This window comes from Bradyrhizobium sp. HKCCYLS3070 (assembly GCF_051167575.1).
Classification (GTDB): Bacteria; Pseudomonadota; Alphaproteobacteria; order Rhizobiales; family Xanthobacteraceae; genus Bradyrhizobium.
The window spans coordinates 684,037-698,788 of the sequence record NZ_JBNPTI010000002.1 but is presented as its reverse complement, the minus strand read 5'-3'; the positions used below and the strand labels follow the sequence as shown (position 1 = coordinate 698,788).

General features: G+C 65.4%; 15 protein-coding genes. 2 read left to right on the top strand and 13 right to left on the bottom strand.

The genetic code is table 11. The features are described 5' to 3' along the window. The 7 genes from ACQR03_RS11860 to ACQR03_RS11830 all read right to left on the bottom strand — a co-directional run bounded on the left by ACQR03_RS11860 (position 1) and on the right by ACQR03_RS11830 (position 8,499). Positions 1–243 (bottom strand): hypothetical protein, encoded by a 243-nt coding sequence (locus tag ACQR03_RS11860; protein ID WP_315717344.1) that lies wholly within the window; start codon positions 241–243, stop codon positions 1–3. Positions 244–629: 386 nt separating this feature from the next. Continuing rightward, on the bottom strand, positions 630–1,058 hold the full coding sequence (locus ACQR03_RS11855) for an acyl-CoA thioesterase (protein WP_315717345.1): 429 nt from the start codon (positions 1,056–1,058) through the stop codon (positions 630–632). A 46-nt stretch (positions 1,059–1,104) separates the two neighbouring features. Next, positions 1,105–1,728: a flavin reductase family protein gene (locus ACQR03_RS11850; RefSeq protein WP_434841247.1), complete on the bottom strand. Its 624-nt coding sequence runs from the start codon at positions 1,726–1,728 to the stop codon at positions 1,105–1,107. A 65-nt stretch (positions 1,729–1,793) separates the two neighbouring features. Next, a complete protein-coding gene (locus ACQR03_RS11845) occupies positions 1,794–2,405 on the bottom strand; it encodes a TetR/AcrR family transcriptional regulator (RefSeq protein WP_315717347.1) in 612 nt (203 codons plus the stop codon). A 21-nt stretch (positions 2,406–2,426) separates the two neighbouring features. Beyond that, entirely contained in the window at positions 2,427–5,567 is a 3,141-nt protein-coding gene (locus tag ACQR03_RS11840) for an efflux RND transporter permease subunit (RefSeq protein WP_315827008.1), read from the bottom strand. 266 nt (positions 5,568–5,833) lie between these two features. Next, entirely contained in the window at positions 5,834–6,940 is a 1,107-nt protein-coding gene (locus tag ACQR03_RS11835) for an efflux RND transporter periplasmic adaptor subunit (RefSeq protein ID WP_316171602.1), read from the bottom strand. A gap of 227 nt (positions 6,941–7,167) precedes the next feature. Next, positions 7,168–8,499 (bottom strand): MFS transporter, encoded by a 1,332-nt coding sequence (locus ACQR03_RS11830; RefSeq protein ID WP_316171601.1) that lies wholly within the window; start codon positions 8,497–8,499, stop codon positions 7,168–7,170. 128 nt (positions 8,500–8,627) lie between these two features. Here ACQR03_RS11830 and ACQR03_RS11825 point away from each other — a divergent pair, with 128 nt between their 5' ends. Then, positions 8,628–9,062, top strand: a complete 435-nt coding sequence (locus ACQR03_RS11825) for a DUF2809 domain-containing protein (RefSeq protein WP_410051899.1) — start codon at positions 8,628–8,630, stop codon at positions 9,060–9,062. A gap of 36 nt (positions 9,063–9,098) precedes the next feature. Here ACQR03_RS11825 and ACQR03_RS11820 read toward each other — a convergent pair whose 3' ends face one another. The 5 genes from ACQR03_RS11820 to ACQR03_RS11800 all read right to left on the bottom strand — a co-directional run bounded on the left by ACQR03_RS11820 (position 9,099) and on the right by ACQR03_RS11800 (position 12,580). Beyond that, positions 9,099–10,061 (bottom strand): alpha/beta fold hydrolase, encoded by a 963-nt coding sequence (locus ACQR03_RS11820; protein WP_434841248.1) that lies wholly within the window; start codon positions 10,059–10,061, stop codon positions 9,099–9,101. 48 nt (positions 10,062–10,109) lie between these two features. Beyond that, entirely contained in the window at positions 10,110–10,667 is a 558-nt protein-coding gene (locus ACQR03_RS11815) for a TetR/AcrR family transcriptional regulator (RefSeq protein ID WP_315827013.1), read from the bottom strand. 125 nt (positions 10,668–10,792) lie between these two features. Beyond that, positions 10,793–11,965 (bottom strand): winged helix-turn-helix domain-containing protein, encoded by a 1,173-nt coding sequence (locus tag ACQR03_RS11810; RefSeq protein WP_434841249.1) that lies wholly within the window; start codon positions 11,963–11,965, stop codon positions 10,793–10,795. Between the two features lie 74 nt (positions 11,966–12,039). Next, positions 12,040–12,270: a hypothetical protein gene (locus ACQR03_RS11805; RefSeq protein ID WP_315717355.1), complete on the bottom strand. Its 231-nt coding sequence runs from the start codon at positions 12,268–12,270 to the stop codon at positions 12,040–12,042. 136 nt (positions 12,271–12,406) lie between these two features. Continuing rightward, positions 12,407–12,580: a hypothetical protein gene (locus ACQR03_RS11800; RefSeq protein WP_315717356.1), complete on the bottom strand. Its 174-nt coding sequence runs from the start codon at positions 12,578–12,580 to the stop codon at positions 12,407–12,409. Positions 12,581–12,655: 75 nt separating this feature from the next. Between ACQR03_RS11800 and ACQR03_RS11795 the strand changes: the two genes are divergently transcribed. Continuing rightward, a complete protein-coding gene (locus ACQR03_RS11795) occupies positions 12,656–13,306 on the top strand; it encodes an OmpA family protein (RefSeq protein WP_315717358.1) in 651 nt (216 codons plus the stop codon). A 66-nt stretch (positions 13,307–13,372) separates the two neighbouring features. Here ACQR03_RS11795 and ACQR03_RS11790 read toward each other — a convergent pair whose 3' ends face one another. Next, on the bottom strand, positions 13,373–14,701 hold the full coding sequence (locus tag ACQR03_RS11790) for a phospholipid carrier-dependent glycosyltransferase (protein ID WP_315827015.1): 1,329 nt from the start codon (positions 14,699–14,701) through the stop codon (positions 13,373–13,375). Between the last annotated feature and the right edge of the window lie 51 nt (positions 14,702–14,752).

The window sequence follows — 14,752 nt, the reverse complement described above, 5'->3', positions numbered from 1 at the left end:
TCAGTGCGGATCATCCGGCACGAGCGTCACCTTGCGCAGCGACGCATCGGCTCCGCCGAGACGGTGTTGATGCTGACCGAGCAACTGATAGATCGTACGCAGATCCCTCAACACCTCGACGTGATGTTCACGAAACGCGCTGAGCTGATTCTCGTAGACGCAAATCCTGCGCTCGGCGTGGAGAAGCCGCTGCTGCAGCTTCTTCAGGACCTGCAAGGTCAGTTTCTCGTCAACGTCCGACATGGACTTCCTCCCACCCTGTTCGCGCAACACGCCCCCGCCGTTTCCTCTGTGCCGGCAATTTTTTCCGGCTGGCATTTTTTGCCTTGTGGATCGAAAACGAACTGCCGTCAGCGCTGCTCGTCCGAATGTGTCACTCGAAGCACGCAATACGGCAGAGACGCGGCAACGCGCAGCCAAGCAACCAGAACTTGCAATTATCGTAAAGACGCTCGCCCTGTGGACAAGGCGCATCTCGCGCGAGAGTGATCGCGGCAGACGCCGAGCGCGCATGCTCGGCCTTCGCGTCTCCGTCCCGCCCGACCCAAGATCGCGGTTCCTTATGCCGAGCGAGCGACATATGCGGCGGATTAACAGAGGTTACTTGCGCCGACAGACCGCGAATGTGATCAGGCTGTGACGGAGCCGTCGCGCCGGATCGGCTGCGGCCGGCCATCGTCGTCGATCGACACGTAGGTGAAGTTGCCGTCGGTGACGAGGATCGGCTGCTCCTCCTTCCGGCGCAGCACCCAGGCTTCGAGACGCACCGTCATCGAGGTGCGGCCGACGCGGACGAGATGCGCATAGACCGAAACGAGATCGCCGACATACACCGCCTTGCGGAAGTTCATCGCCTCGATCGCGACCGTCACCGTGCGCGACTTCGCGACCTTGGCGGCGTACACGCCGCCGCCGACGTCCATCTGGCTGAGCAGCCAGCCGCCGAAGATGTCGCCATTGGCATTGGTGTCGGCCGGCATCGCCAGGGTGCGGATGCAGAGATCGCCGCGGGGCTCGGTCGGCGCGGACAGCGCGGCATGGACGGTCGCTTCGGTCACGTCGGGTGGTCTCCAATTGCAGCAGCGTTCAAGAGGCGCAAGTCCGTCAGTCCGGCCTCGCCATTTCGAACATCGCCTCCTGCATGATCTCGAAATAGTCGCCGCGACGCCCGGCACGGACGATCGGATGCGCCAGCGCCGTCTGGTAGACGCCATCCTTGATCAGCGTCTTGTCGATATGCACGCCGACCACCTCGCCGAGCGTCAGCCAGGCCTGCGCCTTGGCACCGTCGGCGCCCTGCAGCTGGATGATCTGCGTCACCTTGCACTCGAACGCGACAGGGCTTTCGCCGACGCGCGGCACGTTGACGAACCTGCAAGCTACCGGCGTCACGCCCGCAAGCTTGAACTCGTCGACCTCGCGCGCGACATGCGCGGCGGTCGCATTCATCTGCGTCGCCAGGCCGCGCGTCACCAGGTTCCAGACGAACTCCCCGGTGTCCTGGATGTTGGCGACCGAGTCCTTCCACTGCGTCGAGGAGAAGCCGATGATCGGCGGCGTGTAGTTGAAGGCGTTGAAAAAGCTGTACGGCGCAAGGTTGACGTGACCGTCCGGATCACGCGACGAGATCCAGCCGATCGGACGCGGCGCGACGATGGCGTTGAAGGGATCGTGGCGCAGGCCGTGGCCGTTCTTCGGTTCGTAGAAATGCAGATCCCGTTCGGTCACGCCGTCGTCCCTTCCGTCATTGCGGGGAGCGCAAGCGACGAAGCTTCGCTCGAATGACGGCGAACTTAGCTTGCAGCGCGCCTGGAACCAAGGCCTGACAGCACGAAATCGATCATCTCGTCGATCGTCGGACCCGGCTTGGTCGCGCATTGCGCGATCATCTGCGGATGGAAGAAGCGCATCATCGCGGTCGTCGCACATTTTGCCGCCAGCGGCAGATCGGTGACCGCGAATTCGCCGGACGCCGCGCCCTGCCCGATCACCCGGCCGATGATCTCGGTGATCAGCAGCATGTGCGCCTCGCAGACGTCCCAGCTCTCCTCCATCGCCACCGCGACCATCTCGTGCAGCTTGCTGTCGCCGACATAGCGCTCGGTGTTCATGCGATGGATCGTGCCGAGCAGCTCGCGCAGCCGCGGCGCCGCCGGGCCGGGCCGCTCCGCGATCATGATGGCGGCCGCCTCGACCTGGGCCATCAGCGTGTGGGCGACCCCCCGGTGGATCGCCTTCTTGGAGTCGAAGAACCGGTAGACATTCGCCGGGCTCATACGGAGCTCCTTGGCGATGTCGGCGACGGTCGTCTTCTGGTAGCCGATCTGTCGAAACAGGCGCTCAGCAACGACGAGAATGCGCTCGTGCGTATCGGATTCGATATGGTCGGAAACCAGGGTCATCATGCCTGCGATCTTGTTGGTCCTTCATTCGGCGGCCTCGGCCAGAGGAAGCGCGGGCCTCGGCACGTCAGTGTGCTGCGCTGCGGAATGATCCGCGTCTTTCGCTCCGCGCTCGTCGAGACTCTTGCGGAACCATAGGGCATACAATCCAGGCAAGTACAGCAGCGTCAGGAAGGTTGCAACGAACAACCCGCCCATGATGGTGATCGCCATCGGGCCCCAGAACGCCGAGCGCGACAGCGGGATCATGGCGAGGATCGCGGCGAGCGCGGTCAGCACCACGGGGCGGGCACGGCGCACCGTGGCCTCGATGATCGCCTCCTTGCGGGTCAGGCCATGGGCAACGTCGGTCTCGATCTGATCGACCAGGATCACCGCGTTGCGCATGATCATGCCGGCGAGCGCGATCAGGCCGAGCAGCGCCACGAAGCCGAACGGCGCGTTGGCGACATTGAGCCCGAGCGAGGCGCCGACGATGCCGAGCGGCGCGGTCAGGAACACCAGGATCAGCCGTGAGAAGCTCTGCAGCTGGATCATCAGCAGGGTCAGCATCACGATGACCATCAGCGGAAACAGCACGAAGATCGAGGCATTGCCCTTGGCGGATTCCTCGAACGCGCCGCCGGCCTCGATCCGGTAGGCGGGCGCGAGGTGGTTGCGGATATCCTGCAGCTTCGGCGAGATCTGGTTGGTGACATCCGGCGCCTGGACGCCATCCGCCACGTCGGCGCGCACCGTGATCGCCATGTCGCGGTTGCGCCGCCACAGGATCGGCTCCTCGTGGGAATACTCGATCTTGGCGATCTGCTGCAGCGGCACGGCCACGCCGTTCTTCGAGGTGATGGTGAGGTCGCCGACATGGGCGAGATCCAGCCGTTCGGACGGCGCCGCACGGGCGACGACGCCGACCTTCTCGATGCCGTCACGGATGGTCGTGACCTGCACGCCGGAGATCAGCATCGCCAGCGACTGCGACACGTCCTGCGGGGTCAGGCCGAGCGCGCGGGCACGATCCTGGTCGACGACCAGCTTGAGGTAGGGCGACTGCTCGTTCCAGTCGAGCTGCGGATCCCTGACATTCGGGTTCTGGCGCATGACGTCACGCACCTGATGGGCGATCTCGCGCACCTTCGCCGCATCCGGGCCAATGACGCGGAACTGGACCGGGAAGCCGACCGGCGGACCGAAATTGAAGCGATCGACGCGGACGCGCGCTTCGTTCAGCTCGCCATTCGCAGCCGCGGTCTCGATCTTGGCCTTGATGCGCTCGCGCGCGGCGACGTCCTTGGCGACGATCACGATCTCGGCGAAGGCCTCGTTCGGAAGTTGCGGGTTGAGGCCGAGCCAGAACCGCGGCGAGCCCTGCCCGACATAGGCGGTGTAGGTCTCGATGTCCTTGTCGTCCTTGAGCAGCTTCTCTGCTGATTTGGCAGCCTTCTCGGTGACACCGAATGCGGTGCCCTCCGGCAGCCGCAACTGCAGGAACAGCTCGGGGCGTTCCGACAGCGGGAAGAACTGCTGCTGGACGTGGCCGAAGGCCACGATCGATGCCGCGAACACGCCGACCGTCGCAGCGACTGTGGTGATGCGGTGATCGACGCACCAGCGGATCACGCGGCGCAGGCCGCGATACATGCGCGTATCGTAGATCGCGTGCTCATCATGGTCGTGATGAACCTTGATGTCGGGCAGCAGCTTGACGCCGATATAGGGCGTGAAGATCACCGCGACGAACCACGACGCGACCAGCGCGATGGCGACGATCCAGAAGATGCTGCCTGCATATTCGCCGACCGCCGAATTGGCAAAGCCGATCGGCAGGAAGCCGGCGGCCGTGACCAGGGTTCCGGTCAGCATCGGGAACGCGGTGGATTCCCAGGCAAACGACGCGGCGCGCATCCGGTCCCAGCCCTGCTCCATCTTCACCACCATCATCTCGACCGCGATGATGGCATCGTCGACCAGGAGGCCAAGCGCGATGATCAGGGCGCCGAGCGAGATGCGGTGCAGGTTGAGCCCCATGATGTTCATGACGATGAAGACGAGTCCGAGCACCAGCGGCACCGACAGCGCCACCACGATGCCGGTGCGCCATCCCAGCGCCAGGAACGAGACGAACAGCACGATCACCAGCGCCTCGACGAACGAGTGCACGAACTCGCTGACGGCGTGCTCGACCACCTTGGGCTGGTCTGCGATCTGCTCGATCTCGATGCCCTGCGGCACGGCCTTCATGAAATCGGCGGCGGCGGCGTGCACCTCCTTGCCGAGCTCCAGGATGTTGGCCTCCTTGGCCGTGACCACGCCGATGCCGAGCGCGGGCTTGCCCTCCTGCCGCACCTTGAAGCTCGGCGGATCGACGTAGCCGTGGGTGACGGTCGCGATGTCGCCGAGCCGGAACACGCGTCCGTTGCTTTCGACCGGCGTCTCCGCCACCGCCTTGGCGCCGTCGAGCGCGCCGGTGACGCGCAGCGGCACGCGCTGCGACGAGGTCTCGACCGTGCCGGCCGGGGTCACATTGTTCTGCTTGGCCAACGAATCGAACAGGGCCTGCGGTGTGATGCCGAGCGTGGCGAGCTTGGCATGGCTGAACTCGACATAGATGCGCTCGTCCTGGGTGCCGTAGAGATTGACCTTGGTGACGCCGGTGACCTTGAGCAGGCGCTGGCGCAGGCCTTCGGCGGTCTTCTTCAATTGCGCATAATCGGCGCCGTCGCCGGTCATCATGAACAAGATGGAATCGACGTCGGAGAACTCGTCATTGACGAACGGCCCGACGATGCCCGACGGCAGCGACGACTGCACGTCGTCGAGCTTCTTGCGGATCAGGTAGAACAGATGCGGCACCTCTGCCGGCGGCGTCGAATCGCGGAAGGTCACCTGCATCGCGGTGAAGGCCGGCTTCGAATAGGTCTGCACCTTCTCGAAGTAAGGCAGCTCCTGCAGCTTCTTCTCGATGGGGTCGGCGACCTGGCTCTGCATCTCGGCCGCCGTCGCGCCCGGCCACATCACCGAGACGTTGACGACCTTGACGGTGAAGAACGGATCTTCGGCACGGCCGAGCTTCTGATAGGAGAAGAAGCCGGCGACGCCGAGCGCGATGATCAGGAACAGCACCAGCGGCGGATGATTGACCGCCCAGGCCGACAGGTTGAACCGCTTCATGGGTGCTCTCCGATGATCCGATATCGCTATTCCAGGCCATTCTCAGTGATCGTCATTGCGAGCGAAGCGACTTGTCCGCCATAGCCCGAAGGGCGACGGTGGAAGCAATCCAGGAATCCTTCCGTGGAAACAGTCTGGATTGCTTCGTCGCTTCGCTCCTCGCAATGACAACCATTACTTTCGTCATTCCGGGGCGATGCGAAGCATCGAACCCGGAATCTCGAGGTTCCGGGTTCGCACTGCGTGCGCCCGGAACGACAGGAGAACTAGAACGTCAGCGCTGACACGACCCGCACCTTCTGGGCGGGATCGATCTTCTGCACGCCGAGCGCCACGACCTTGTCGCCCTCGTCGACGCCTGACGTGACGAGCACATCCTTGCTGTCATAGGCCTTCACCTTCACCGGCTTCAGCGTCACCTCGCCCTTGTCGTTGACGACATAGAGCGACGGATCGCGGCCCTCGCTGAACAGCGCCGACAGCGGCAGCCGCGCGACGCGCGTGGTGGCGGGATCGGCGAGCGTCAAGGTCGCGGTCATACCGAGCGAGACGGCTTCGCCGGCGTCCGGCAGCGAGAACTTGGCGAGATAGGTGCGCGTCGCGGAATCGGCGGTGGGCGCGATCTCGCGCAGCTTCGCCGCATATTTCTTGTCGGCTTCCGACCACAGCGTGACGTAGGCGCTACCGGTCTTGGCGCGTTCGAGCAGGGTCTCCGGGATCGCGACCACCGCCTCCTTCTCTGCGAAACGCGCGACACGGATCGCCGCCTGGCCGGCGGCAACGACCACGCCTGGCTCGATCATGCTCGCGGTGACGACGCCGCGCGCGTCCGCAACCAGCGTCGCATAGGACAGCGAGTTGCGTGTCAGCTCGACCGAGCGCTCGGCGCGATTGAGCCGCGCCCTCGCCTCGTCGGCCGAGGCCCTGGCCTGGTCCATCTGCGCATCCGTGGTCCAGCCCTTGGCCCGCAGCTCCTTGGCTCGGGTCTCGGCGGCGGACGCCTGCGCAAGCACGCCGGTGGCGGCGCGGAATTCGGCTTCGGCCTGCTCGGCCTGGAGCTTCAGGTCGACCTCGTCGAGCGTGGCGAGCGGCTGGCCGACATCGACGGTCTGGCCGACCTCGACCAGGCGCTTGGCGACCTTGCCGGCGACGCGGAAGCCGATATCGGCCTCGATGCGCGGCCTGATGGTGCCGACGAAGCTGCGTTCAGGCGTCTCGGCCTCGTAATGCACGGGCGCGACCAGGACCGGACGGACCGGTTCGGCCTTCTGGGCGACGGTTTCATTGCACCCGGCCAGGGCGACGGCCATGGTGGCCAGCGCAAGACCAGTCAACAGCTTGGAATAGCTCGCGAAAATCAGGCGGATCAACATGGGGCACCCTCGCTGCAGTTGCGAGGGAGTGTCGAATGTTGAGTGACGATTGTCAATATTCGTCAGTGATCATGACTTCGTGAACATCTGGACATGTTGCCGCAGGTGCTCATTGGCGCGGCAGGCGGGCTCGGAACTCCGCTGTGCGCTCACCCGGCCACCGATTCCGGGGCCGTCCGCCGCCGCGGTCGAGCCCGGCCCCGCAATCAGGGCATGCACCGTGCGCTTCACTCCGCGGGCGCCTGCCCGGCGAATTCGACCTTGCTCTCATGGCCGCCGAAGAACGCGAGCAGCCCGGCGATCAGCGGCAGCACCGACAGCGCGAGCAGGCCGTGGGTGGTGGAGCCGGTCGTGTCCTTGATCCAGCCGACCAGATAGGGGCCGCCGAAGCCGGCGAGATTGCCGATCGAGTTGATCAGCGCGATGGCGCCGGCCGCGGCCGTGCCCGACAGCCACGCCGTGGGCAAGGTCCAGAACACGCCGAAGACGCAGAACACGCCGATCGCGGCGACCGTCAGCGCGACCATGGTGAGCGTGGGATCGCCGATCACGCTCGAGGCGGCCAGCGCGACAGCGATCAGGATCAGCGGCGCGCCGACATGGATCACGCGCTCGCGCGTCGCATCGGAATGCCGCGCCCACAGGATCATCGCGACGGTGCCGAACGCATAGGGGATCGCGGTGACGAAGCCGGTCTGCACATTGGTCAGTCCGAACGCCTTGACGATCTGCGGCAGCCAGAACTGCATGCCGTAGAGCGCGCCGACGAAGCCGAAATAGATCAGGCTGAGCACGATCACCTTGGGCGACGACAGCGCCTCACCGAGCGTCATGTGTCCGGCGGCCTGCTTCGCCGCCGTTTCGGCCTCGAGCCTTGCCGCGAGCCAGGCCTTCTGCTCCGCCGACAGCCAGGTCGCGTGCTCCGGCCGGTCGGTCAAATAGAACCAGGTGACGACGCCGAGGATGATGGACGGAATTCCCTCGATGATGAACAGCCACTGCCAGCCCTGGAGCCCCATCAGGCCGTGCATGCCGAGCAGCAGGCCGGAGACGGGCGCGCCGATCACGGTCGAAATCGGCACGGCAACCGCGAAGGCGGCGAGGAAGCGCGCGCGATACTGCGCGGGATACCAGTAAGTGAGATAGAGGATGATGCCGGGAAAGAATCCGGCCTCGGCGACGCCGAGCAGGAAGCGCAGCGTGTAGAAGCTCCAGGGGCCCGAGACCACGGCCATCAGCGCCGAGATGATCCCCCAGGTCACCATGATGCGCGCGATCCAGCGGCTGGCGCCGAACCTCTCCAGCGCCAGATTGCTCGGCACCTCGAAGATGAAATAGCCGATGAAGAAGATGCCCGCGCCCCAGGCGAACACCAGCGGCGAGAATTTCAGCTCCGCATTCATGGTCAGCGCGGCGAAGCCGAGATTGACGCGATCCAGATAGGAGAAGAAATAGGCCAGCACCAGAAAGGGAATCAGCCGCCAGGAGATGGCGCGGATGGTCGCGGCCTCGATGTCGGAGCGGCCAGGTGCGGCCGGAGTGGTGGCGGACGGACTCATCGATCTCCTCCCGGGAGCTTTCTGGACATTGATAGTTGAAGGCGGTGTTGAGCATCGGTCGTGGCAAGTCAATCGGAAAACCTGACATCCCACAGCCCGTCGGCGCATCGCGGGGGCGCGGCACGCGCATGACGCCGCTATCCTCCTGGCGGCCGCCGCGCGCCGGCAAGCGCCGCCGCGCCGCGATGGCGTTTGCGACGGCACTGATCATGATCGCGCTCGGGCTCGGCCTGCGCTTCCATGGTCTCGGCCTCGGCCTTCCCGCCTTCATCGTCAAGTATGGCGGCTCGGTGCTCTGGGCGACGATGGTCCATCTGCTGCTCGTCGCACTGCTCCCGCTGATGTCGTGGCGGCTGATTGGCGGGCTCGCGATCGCAATCGCCGCCATCGTCGAAGCCTCCAGGCTGATCCACACGCCCTGGCTCGACAGCTTCCGCTTGACCTTGGCCGGCGCGCTGCTGCTCGGACGGATCTTCTCGCTGTGGAACATCGCGGCCTATGTCGTCGGCGTCGTCATCGGCATCTGGATCGACCGATGCGCGACGCGGCCTGCTGCGGCATAGGCCTGTCCACGGCAGGCCGCGATATCAACCGACAGCTCAGATCGGCCCCGCGCCGGCGCGGCCGAAGAAGGCCTTCAGCTCCTCCGCCAGGATGGCAGGCTGTTCTTCCGGAATGTAGTGACCGCACCCGGAGATGATGATGCCCTCGACGTGATCGGCGACCTCCCTGAGCGGCGCGGCCATGTCCACGATCGATCCCTGGTCGGCACCGACGGCCAGCACCGGCGGCTTCAGCGTGCCCCTTTGTTTCAGCTCGCGGTTCTGAAGCGCGGACAGTGCGGCGGCACGATAATAAGCGAGCCCGGCGCGCAAGCCGCCGGCCTTGGTCAGCACGCGGGCGTATTCGTCGAGATCGCTTTCGGAGAACGCCTGGGGATCGGCCCCTTTGCGGCGCAGGAACCACGCGAGATAGTCGCGTTCGCGGCCATGGATCAGCATCTCCGGGAGATCCGCGACGGCGTGGAACGCGAAGTGCCAGGTGCGCCACGCGCGGTCGGGCGCGAACGGCAGCGCCTCGGGCAAGGTGACGCCCGGAATTCCTGCATCGAGCAGGGCCAGACTGCGCACCTCGGCTTCGAACAGGGCCGCATAGGGATAGGCCACCCACGCGCCGATATCATGGGCCACCAGATGATAGCTGGTGACGCCGAGCTGCTGCAGCAGGCGATGCACCGCCGTGGCCAGGGCCTGCGTGTCGTAGCCTTCCGCTGGCCGGTCCGAGTCGCCCTGCCCCGGGAGATCCGGCGCGATGACCCGATAGCGCGACCCGAGCAGCGGCATGACCTTGCGCCAGGCAAACCAGCTTTCGGGGAAGCCTGCGAGCAGCACCACCACCTCGCCATCCGGCGGGCCACCGCTGACATAGTGCAGCCTGACACCCTCGACTGTCTCGAAGCGGTGGGTGAATCCCGGCAACGAGGGCTCGGCGCGACAGAACGGCCCAGCCGCGACCAGGCGCGACGGACTTTGGGCAGAGATGGCGTTCATCAACTCGGGCACGATCATTCTCCTTATTATAGAACAAATGTTTCCTAATTTGGCACGATGTCACGCGAACAAGGTCGCGGCTTGATTTGCGACGCTCATCATCTCGCTCTTGGCACGCCCCGTCTTGCCGACCACCCGCAGCCCCTGGATTACACAGAAAAGAGCGCCAGCCACGGCTTCCGCGTCGAGATTCGGCCGGATCGATCCGTCGGATTGTCCGAGCTTGATCAGATCGCACACCAGGCTCTCAACCCGGCGCATCGCCCCGCGGACCTTGGCGGCGGCCTCCGCATCCAAGGTGGCGAGCTCCGCCGCGCTGGTGACGACCATGCAACCGCGCCGGCCCTCGCTGTCACTGGCGGACTCGGCATAGAACTGCAGCAAGGCCCGCAGCTTGTCGCGGCCGCTGTGCTGCGCATCGAGACGTTCGCGCACCTGTCGGTCACGCCGCGCGATGTAGTAATCGAGTGTCGCGAGGAAGATCGCGCGCTTGTCCTGGAACGCCTTGTAGAGACTTCCCGTCGCGAGCTTCATCGCGACGCGTAGCTCGGCCAGCGATGCCGCGTGGTAGCCGCGCTCGCTGAAGACCACCAGCGCCCTGCTCAAGGCGGTATCCATGTCAAACTCGCGCGGCCGGCCAGGCCCACGGCGCTCGACGGCATCCTTCGGAGACTTCATCATGGCCGGATAATAGGAAACAATCATTCCCAATTCAAGCGAAAACGGACCCGTTGCTCCCGGCCTCAATCTCCAAGCTGAAACTTCTGGAACCGGTGCAGCTCATCCTCGATCACCCGCTTCAGCGCCTTGCGCCGCTCGCCACGCGCGGCCTTGCCCTGGCCGACCCAGCTCCATTTCTGCATCAGGAGCTTGCCGTTCTGGCGGTCGGTCTTGAGGTCGAGCGCGGCGACGATCTCGTCGCCGACCAGGACGGGCAGCGCGAAATAGCCGAACAGGCGCTTGTCCTTCGGGACATAGGCCTCGAAGCGATGATCGTAGTCGAAGATCGCCTGCGTCCGCTTGCGCTGGATGATCAGCGGATCGAACGGCGACAGAATGTGCACGCGCGCCGGATCGATCTCGATCGGCGCTGCCAATGCAGCAGGCGTGATCCAGTGCTCCTGCTTGCCGGCGCCCTCCGCCGTCACCGGCAGCAGCTCGCCGCGCCGGACCCTGGCATCGATGACCCGGCGCACCGCGGCCTTGCTTGGCGCATTGAGATGGCAGAGCGAATCGAGGCTGACGACGCCTTGGGCGCGCAGGCCGCGGTCGAGCAGATAGGTTGCGATCTCGCGATCATTGGCGCCCTTCGGCAGCCGTTCCCAGCCGAAATGCCGGGTGGTGAGGTCGTAGGTCTTGAGCATGCCGTCGCGGCCCGACACCGTCAGCACGCCCTCGTAGAAGCCGAGCTGCAGCGCGCGCTTCGACGGCTTGCGGCTGGCCCAGGCGTGGTCCTTCTCGCGCAGAACGTCGTCGTCGATGTCGCGGATCGTCAGCGCGCCGCCTTGGCGGATCAGCCGCATGACCTTGCGCGTATCCTCAGGCTTCACGGTCGTGAGCCAGCGATGGCCCTCGCGGCGGTGGCGGCGCATCGCCGGGACGAAGTAGCGGAAGTCCTGCACCGGAATATAGGACAGCGCGTGGGCCCAATATTCGAAGACGGTCTTGTCGGTGCTCTGCGCCTGCCTGAGATCGGCGCGGCGATAGGCGGGAATGCGGCTGAACAGGATGTGGTGATGGCAGCGCTCGATGACGTTGATGGTGTCGATCTGCACATAGCCGAGATGGGCTATGGCGGCGGCGACCGCCTCGGGGCCCGCGCCGAACGGCGCCTCGGCATCGAGCCGCTGCGCGCGCAGCCAGATGCGGCGCGCCTGCGGCTTGGGGAGCGGGATGGGCGTGGAAACGGCGGGCATGCCGCGCAATGGTGCGAGATTCGCGCCCGCTCCCGCAACGGCAAATCAGGCCGGCGAGATCCCCTAGCGGAACCTCAAGGCTTGGACTTGTCCGGAATGCTGCCGGTGGCGATCTCGGCCTTGCAGCTGGCGCGGCCGGGATCCGGCGCACGGCACTTGTAGATGCGGCCGGTCAGGCGGTCGACCAGCCAGGCCGTATCCTCGGAGGGACTTTCCAGGCCGACATAGCGGTTGCCGACCGCAGTGATCAGCGTCGACAGCAGGATCGATGCCGCTATGATGCCAGCTCCGATCAGCGTCGACATGGAACCCACTGATCCCGTCTGATCCTGACTGCTTGCCCGATGGGACTGATAGTCGCGCCTGTGCGATGGGTTGAACACGGCTTTGCTTTTCTGTTCGCGTTTCTTTGACTACGAATCCACTCGCCGTTCGCGTCCCTCAGGTTTGCGATTTTTTCCCGGCGAGCGCTATCCGGTAGAACCGCATCTGGCCGATTTGTTGTTCGCGGACCGGCCACCTGCCGATCGCTTTGCGGCAGCGCGCGGCGCATCCCGCGGACCACTCGCTTCGCCCCTCAAGCGCCGCCCGGTCCGGCAACGTGACGTCGATCACATTTGATGCTTTGAACCCGTTCTATCGTTCACGCATCCAATGGCCATAGGGCATGACGACCCGAGGATAACGACGATGACCCCATATTTTGGACGCTTTGCAGTTCAGGCGGCGGCGTTCTCCGCCATGCTGGCGATCGGTGCAGGCACCGCGCTCGCCGGCGAGGCCGTATCGGCCGACAAGATCCTCAACGCGCTGAAGCCGAAGGCCGTGACGCGCGGCATTTCGGTCGGACCGCAGGCGACTCCGCAGGCCGACGCGGCAGCGCAGGCGAAGCAAGCGGCCTTCATCGACAGCATGCGCAACCGCAAGACCCGCTCGCTGTCGCTCGGCGAGCGCGAGCAGATTGCCGAGATCGCGGCCACCAAGCCCAAGATCGATCTCGAGATCCAGTTCGACTACAACTCGGCCGAGATCAGCAAGGCCTCGATGCCGGCCGTGCAGGAGCTCGGCAAGGCGCTGTCCGATCCGAACCTGAAGGGCTCGACCTTCGTGGTCGCCGGCCATACCGACGGCATCGGCAGCGACGGCTTCAACCAGGATCTCTCCGAGCGCCGTGCCGACACCATCAAGCGCTATCTGGTCGAGAAGTTCGCCCTCCCCGGCCAGGACCTCGTCACGGTCGGCTATGGCAAGACCAAGCTCAAGGACGCGGCCAACCCGGCCGATCCGCTCAACCGGCGGGTCCAGGTCGTCAACATGGACACCAAAACCGCGGCGAAGTGAGCGCTCCGCCGCGCATCGCCCCGCCTGCCCACGGTCCCTGGCGGGCGGGGCGCTTTTTGTCCGGCTTCAGATCCAGCTCTGGAACAGCATCAACCGGGTGAAGGTCTGCATCGTCGTGCCGATGAAGGCGGCGCTGACCGGCAGCATCGCGACGAAGCCCAGGATCGCGACGGCGACATAGCTCAACAGCACCCAGCGCGGCCAGCGGGTCAGCACATGGACGAGCGCGAGGCTCGCCAGCGTCGCCGACGGCAGGTAGTAGTAGATGAAGCTCAGCGCGCGCGGCAGCAGCGCCCATGGCAGATAGCAGCCGAGATAGAACGCCAGGATCAGGAACGCCGTCGCGCTGCGCGTCGCGATGAAATCCCGGACGCAGATCGCGATCGCCGCAAGCGCCGGCCACAGCACCAGCGGATTGCCGAGCAGCACCACCGCGGCGATGTCGGTGTCGCTCGTCTTGTCGAACAGGAACCAGACCGGACGGACCAGCAGCGGCCAGGTCGGCCACGCGCTCATATAGGTGTGGCCGGCGATCGCCGTGGTGACGCTGTCGTCAAAGATGCGCCGCTGCGCCTCGAAGATGCCCACGACGGACAGGCCGTGCAGCGGGACGAAGGTCGCGAGATAGCAGACGGTGGGCATCGCGACGAGGCACAGCACGATCTGCGGCCAGCTCAGTTGCGGCCATTGCTCGGGCCGATACCAGTCGGTCGGCTCGCCATCACCGAACGAGGTCTGCCAATGCTGCAACAGCTTGATGAGACCGACGATGAGAAGCGCCGTCAGCAGCGGAAACAGCCCGCTCCATTTGCAGGCGATCGCAAGGCCGAACAGCGCGCCCGCCAGCGCGAACACGACCTGCGGCCGGCGCTGCCGGAACGAAAACAGAAAGGCCGCGATCCCGAGCAGGCTGAAGGCGAGCGCGCCGATGTCGAGCATCGCGATGCGCGCCTGCACGAACAGCATCTGGTTGAAGGCCGCGAGCAGCGCCGCCGCAATGGCAGGCCATTGCGCCGCGAACAGCGCCAGGCCGCATAGATAGATCGCGGCCACGGCGAGCCCGCCGAGCACGGTACCGGGATAGCGCCATGCGAAGGCGTTATCGCCGAACGTCCTGATCGACAGCGCAATCAGCTCCTTGGCGAGCGGCGGATGCATCGGGTTGAGCTGCGGCGTCGCCGGCGCCAGTCCCAGCATCTGCCGCGCCGCCGGCACGTAATGCACCTCGTCGAAGACGAATTTCGGCGGCGAGGCGAGCCCGATCATCAGCACGACGTGCGCGATCGCGAAGATCAGCAATGCCGTCATCACACAGCGGCGGACCGACAGAGCGCCATCCTGCGCAACCTCGCCGTCCTCTTCGTCGTCATCGCGGCGAGCAGCAGATACCTTCATGGGCCTCCGCGTTGAACTGATCTCACGGTGGCGGCAACTAACCACCGAACG

Coding starts and splice junctions, on each gene's coding strand:
- ACQR03_RS11805 (WP_315717355.1), bottom strand. CDS start 12,270: ATGTCGACGCTGATCGGAGCTGGCATCATAGCGGCATCGATCCTGCTG.
- ACQR03_RS11840 (WP_315827008.1), bottom strand. CDS start 5,567: ATGAAGCGGTTCAACCTGTCGGCCTGGGCGGTCAATCATCCGCCGCTG.
- ACQR03_RS11845 (WP_315717347.1), bottom strand. CDS start 2,405: ATGATGACCCTGGTTTCCGACCATATCGAATCCGATACGCACGAGCGC.
- ACQR03_RS11810 (WP_434841249.1), bottom strand. CDS start 11,965: ATGCCCGCCGTTTCCACGCCCATCCCGCTCCCCAAGCCGCAGGCGCGC.
- ACQR03_RS11830 (WP_316171601.1), bottom strand. CDS start 8,499: ATGAGTCCGTCCGCCACCACTCCGGCCGCACCTGGCCGCTCCGACATC.
- ACQR03_RS11825 (WP_410051899.1), top strand. CDS start 8,628: ATGACGCCGCTATCCTCCTGGCGGCCGCCGCGCGCCGGCAAGCGCCGC.
- ACQR03_RS11860 (WP_315717344.1), bottom strand. CDS start 243: ATGTCGGACGTTGACGAGAAACTGACCTTGCAGGTCCTGAAGAAGCTG.
- ACQR03_RS11790 (WP_315827015.1), bottom strand. CDS start 14,701: ATGAAGGTATCTGCTGCTCGCCGCGATGACGACGAAGAGGACGGCGAG.
- ACQR03_RS11815 (WP_315827013.1), bottom strand. CDS start 10,667: ATGGATACCGCCTTGAGCAGGGCGCTGGTGGTCTTCAGCGAGCGCGGC.
- ACQR03_RS11795 (WP_315717358.1), top strand. CDS start 12,656: ATGACCCCATATTTTGGACGCTTTGCAGTTCAGGCGGCGGCGTTCTCC.
- ACQR03_RS11835 (WP_316171602.1), bottom strand. CDS start 6,940: ATGTTGATCCGCCTGATTTTCGCGAGCTATTCCAAGCTGTTGACTGGT.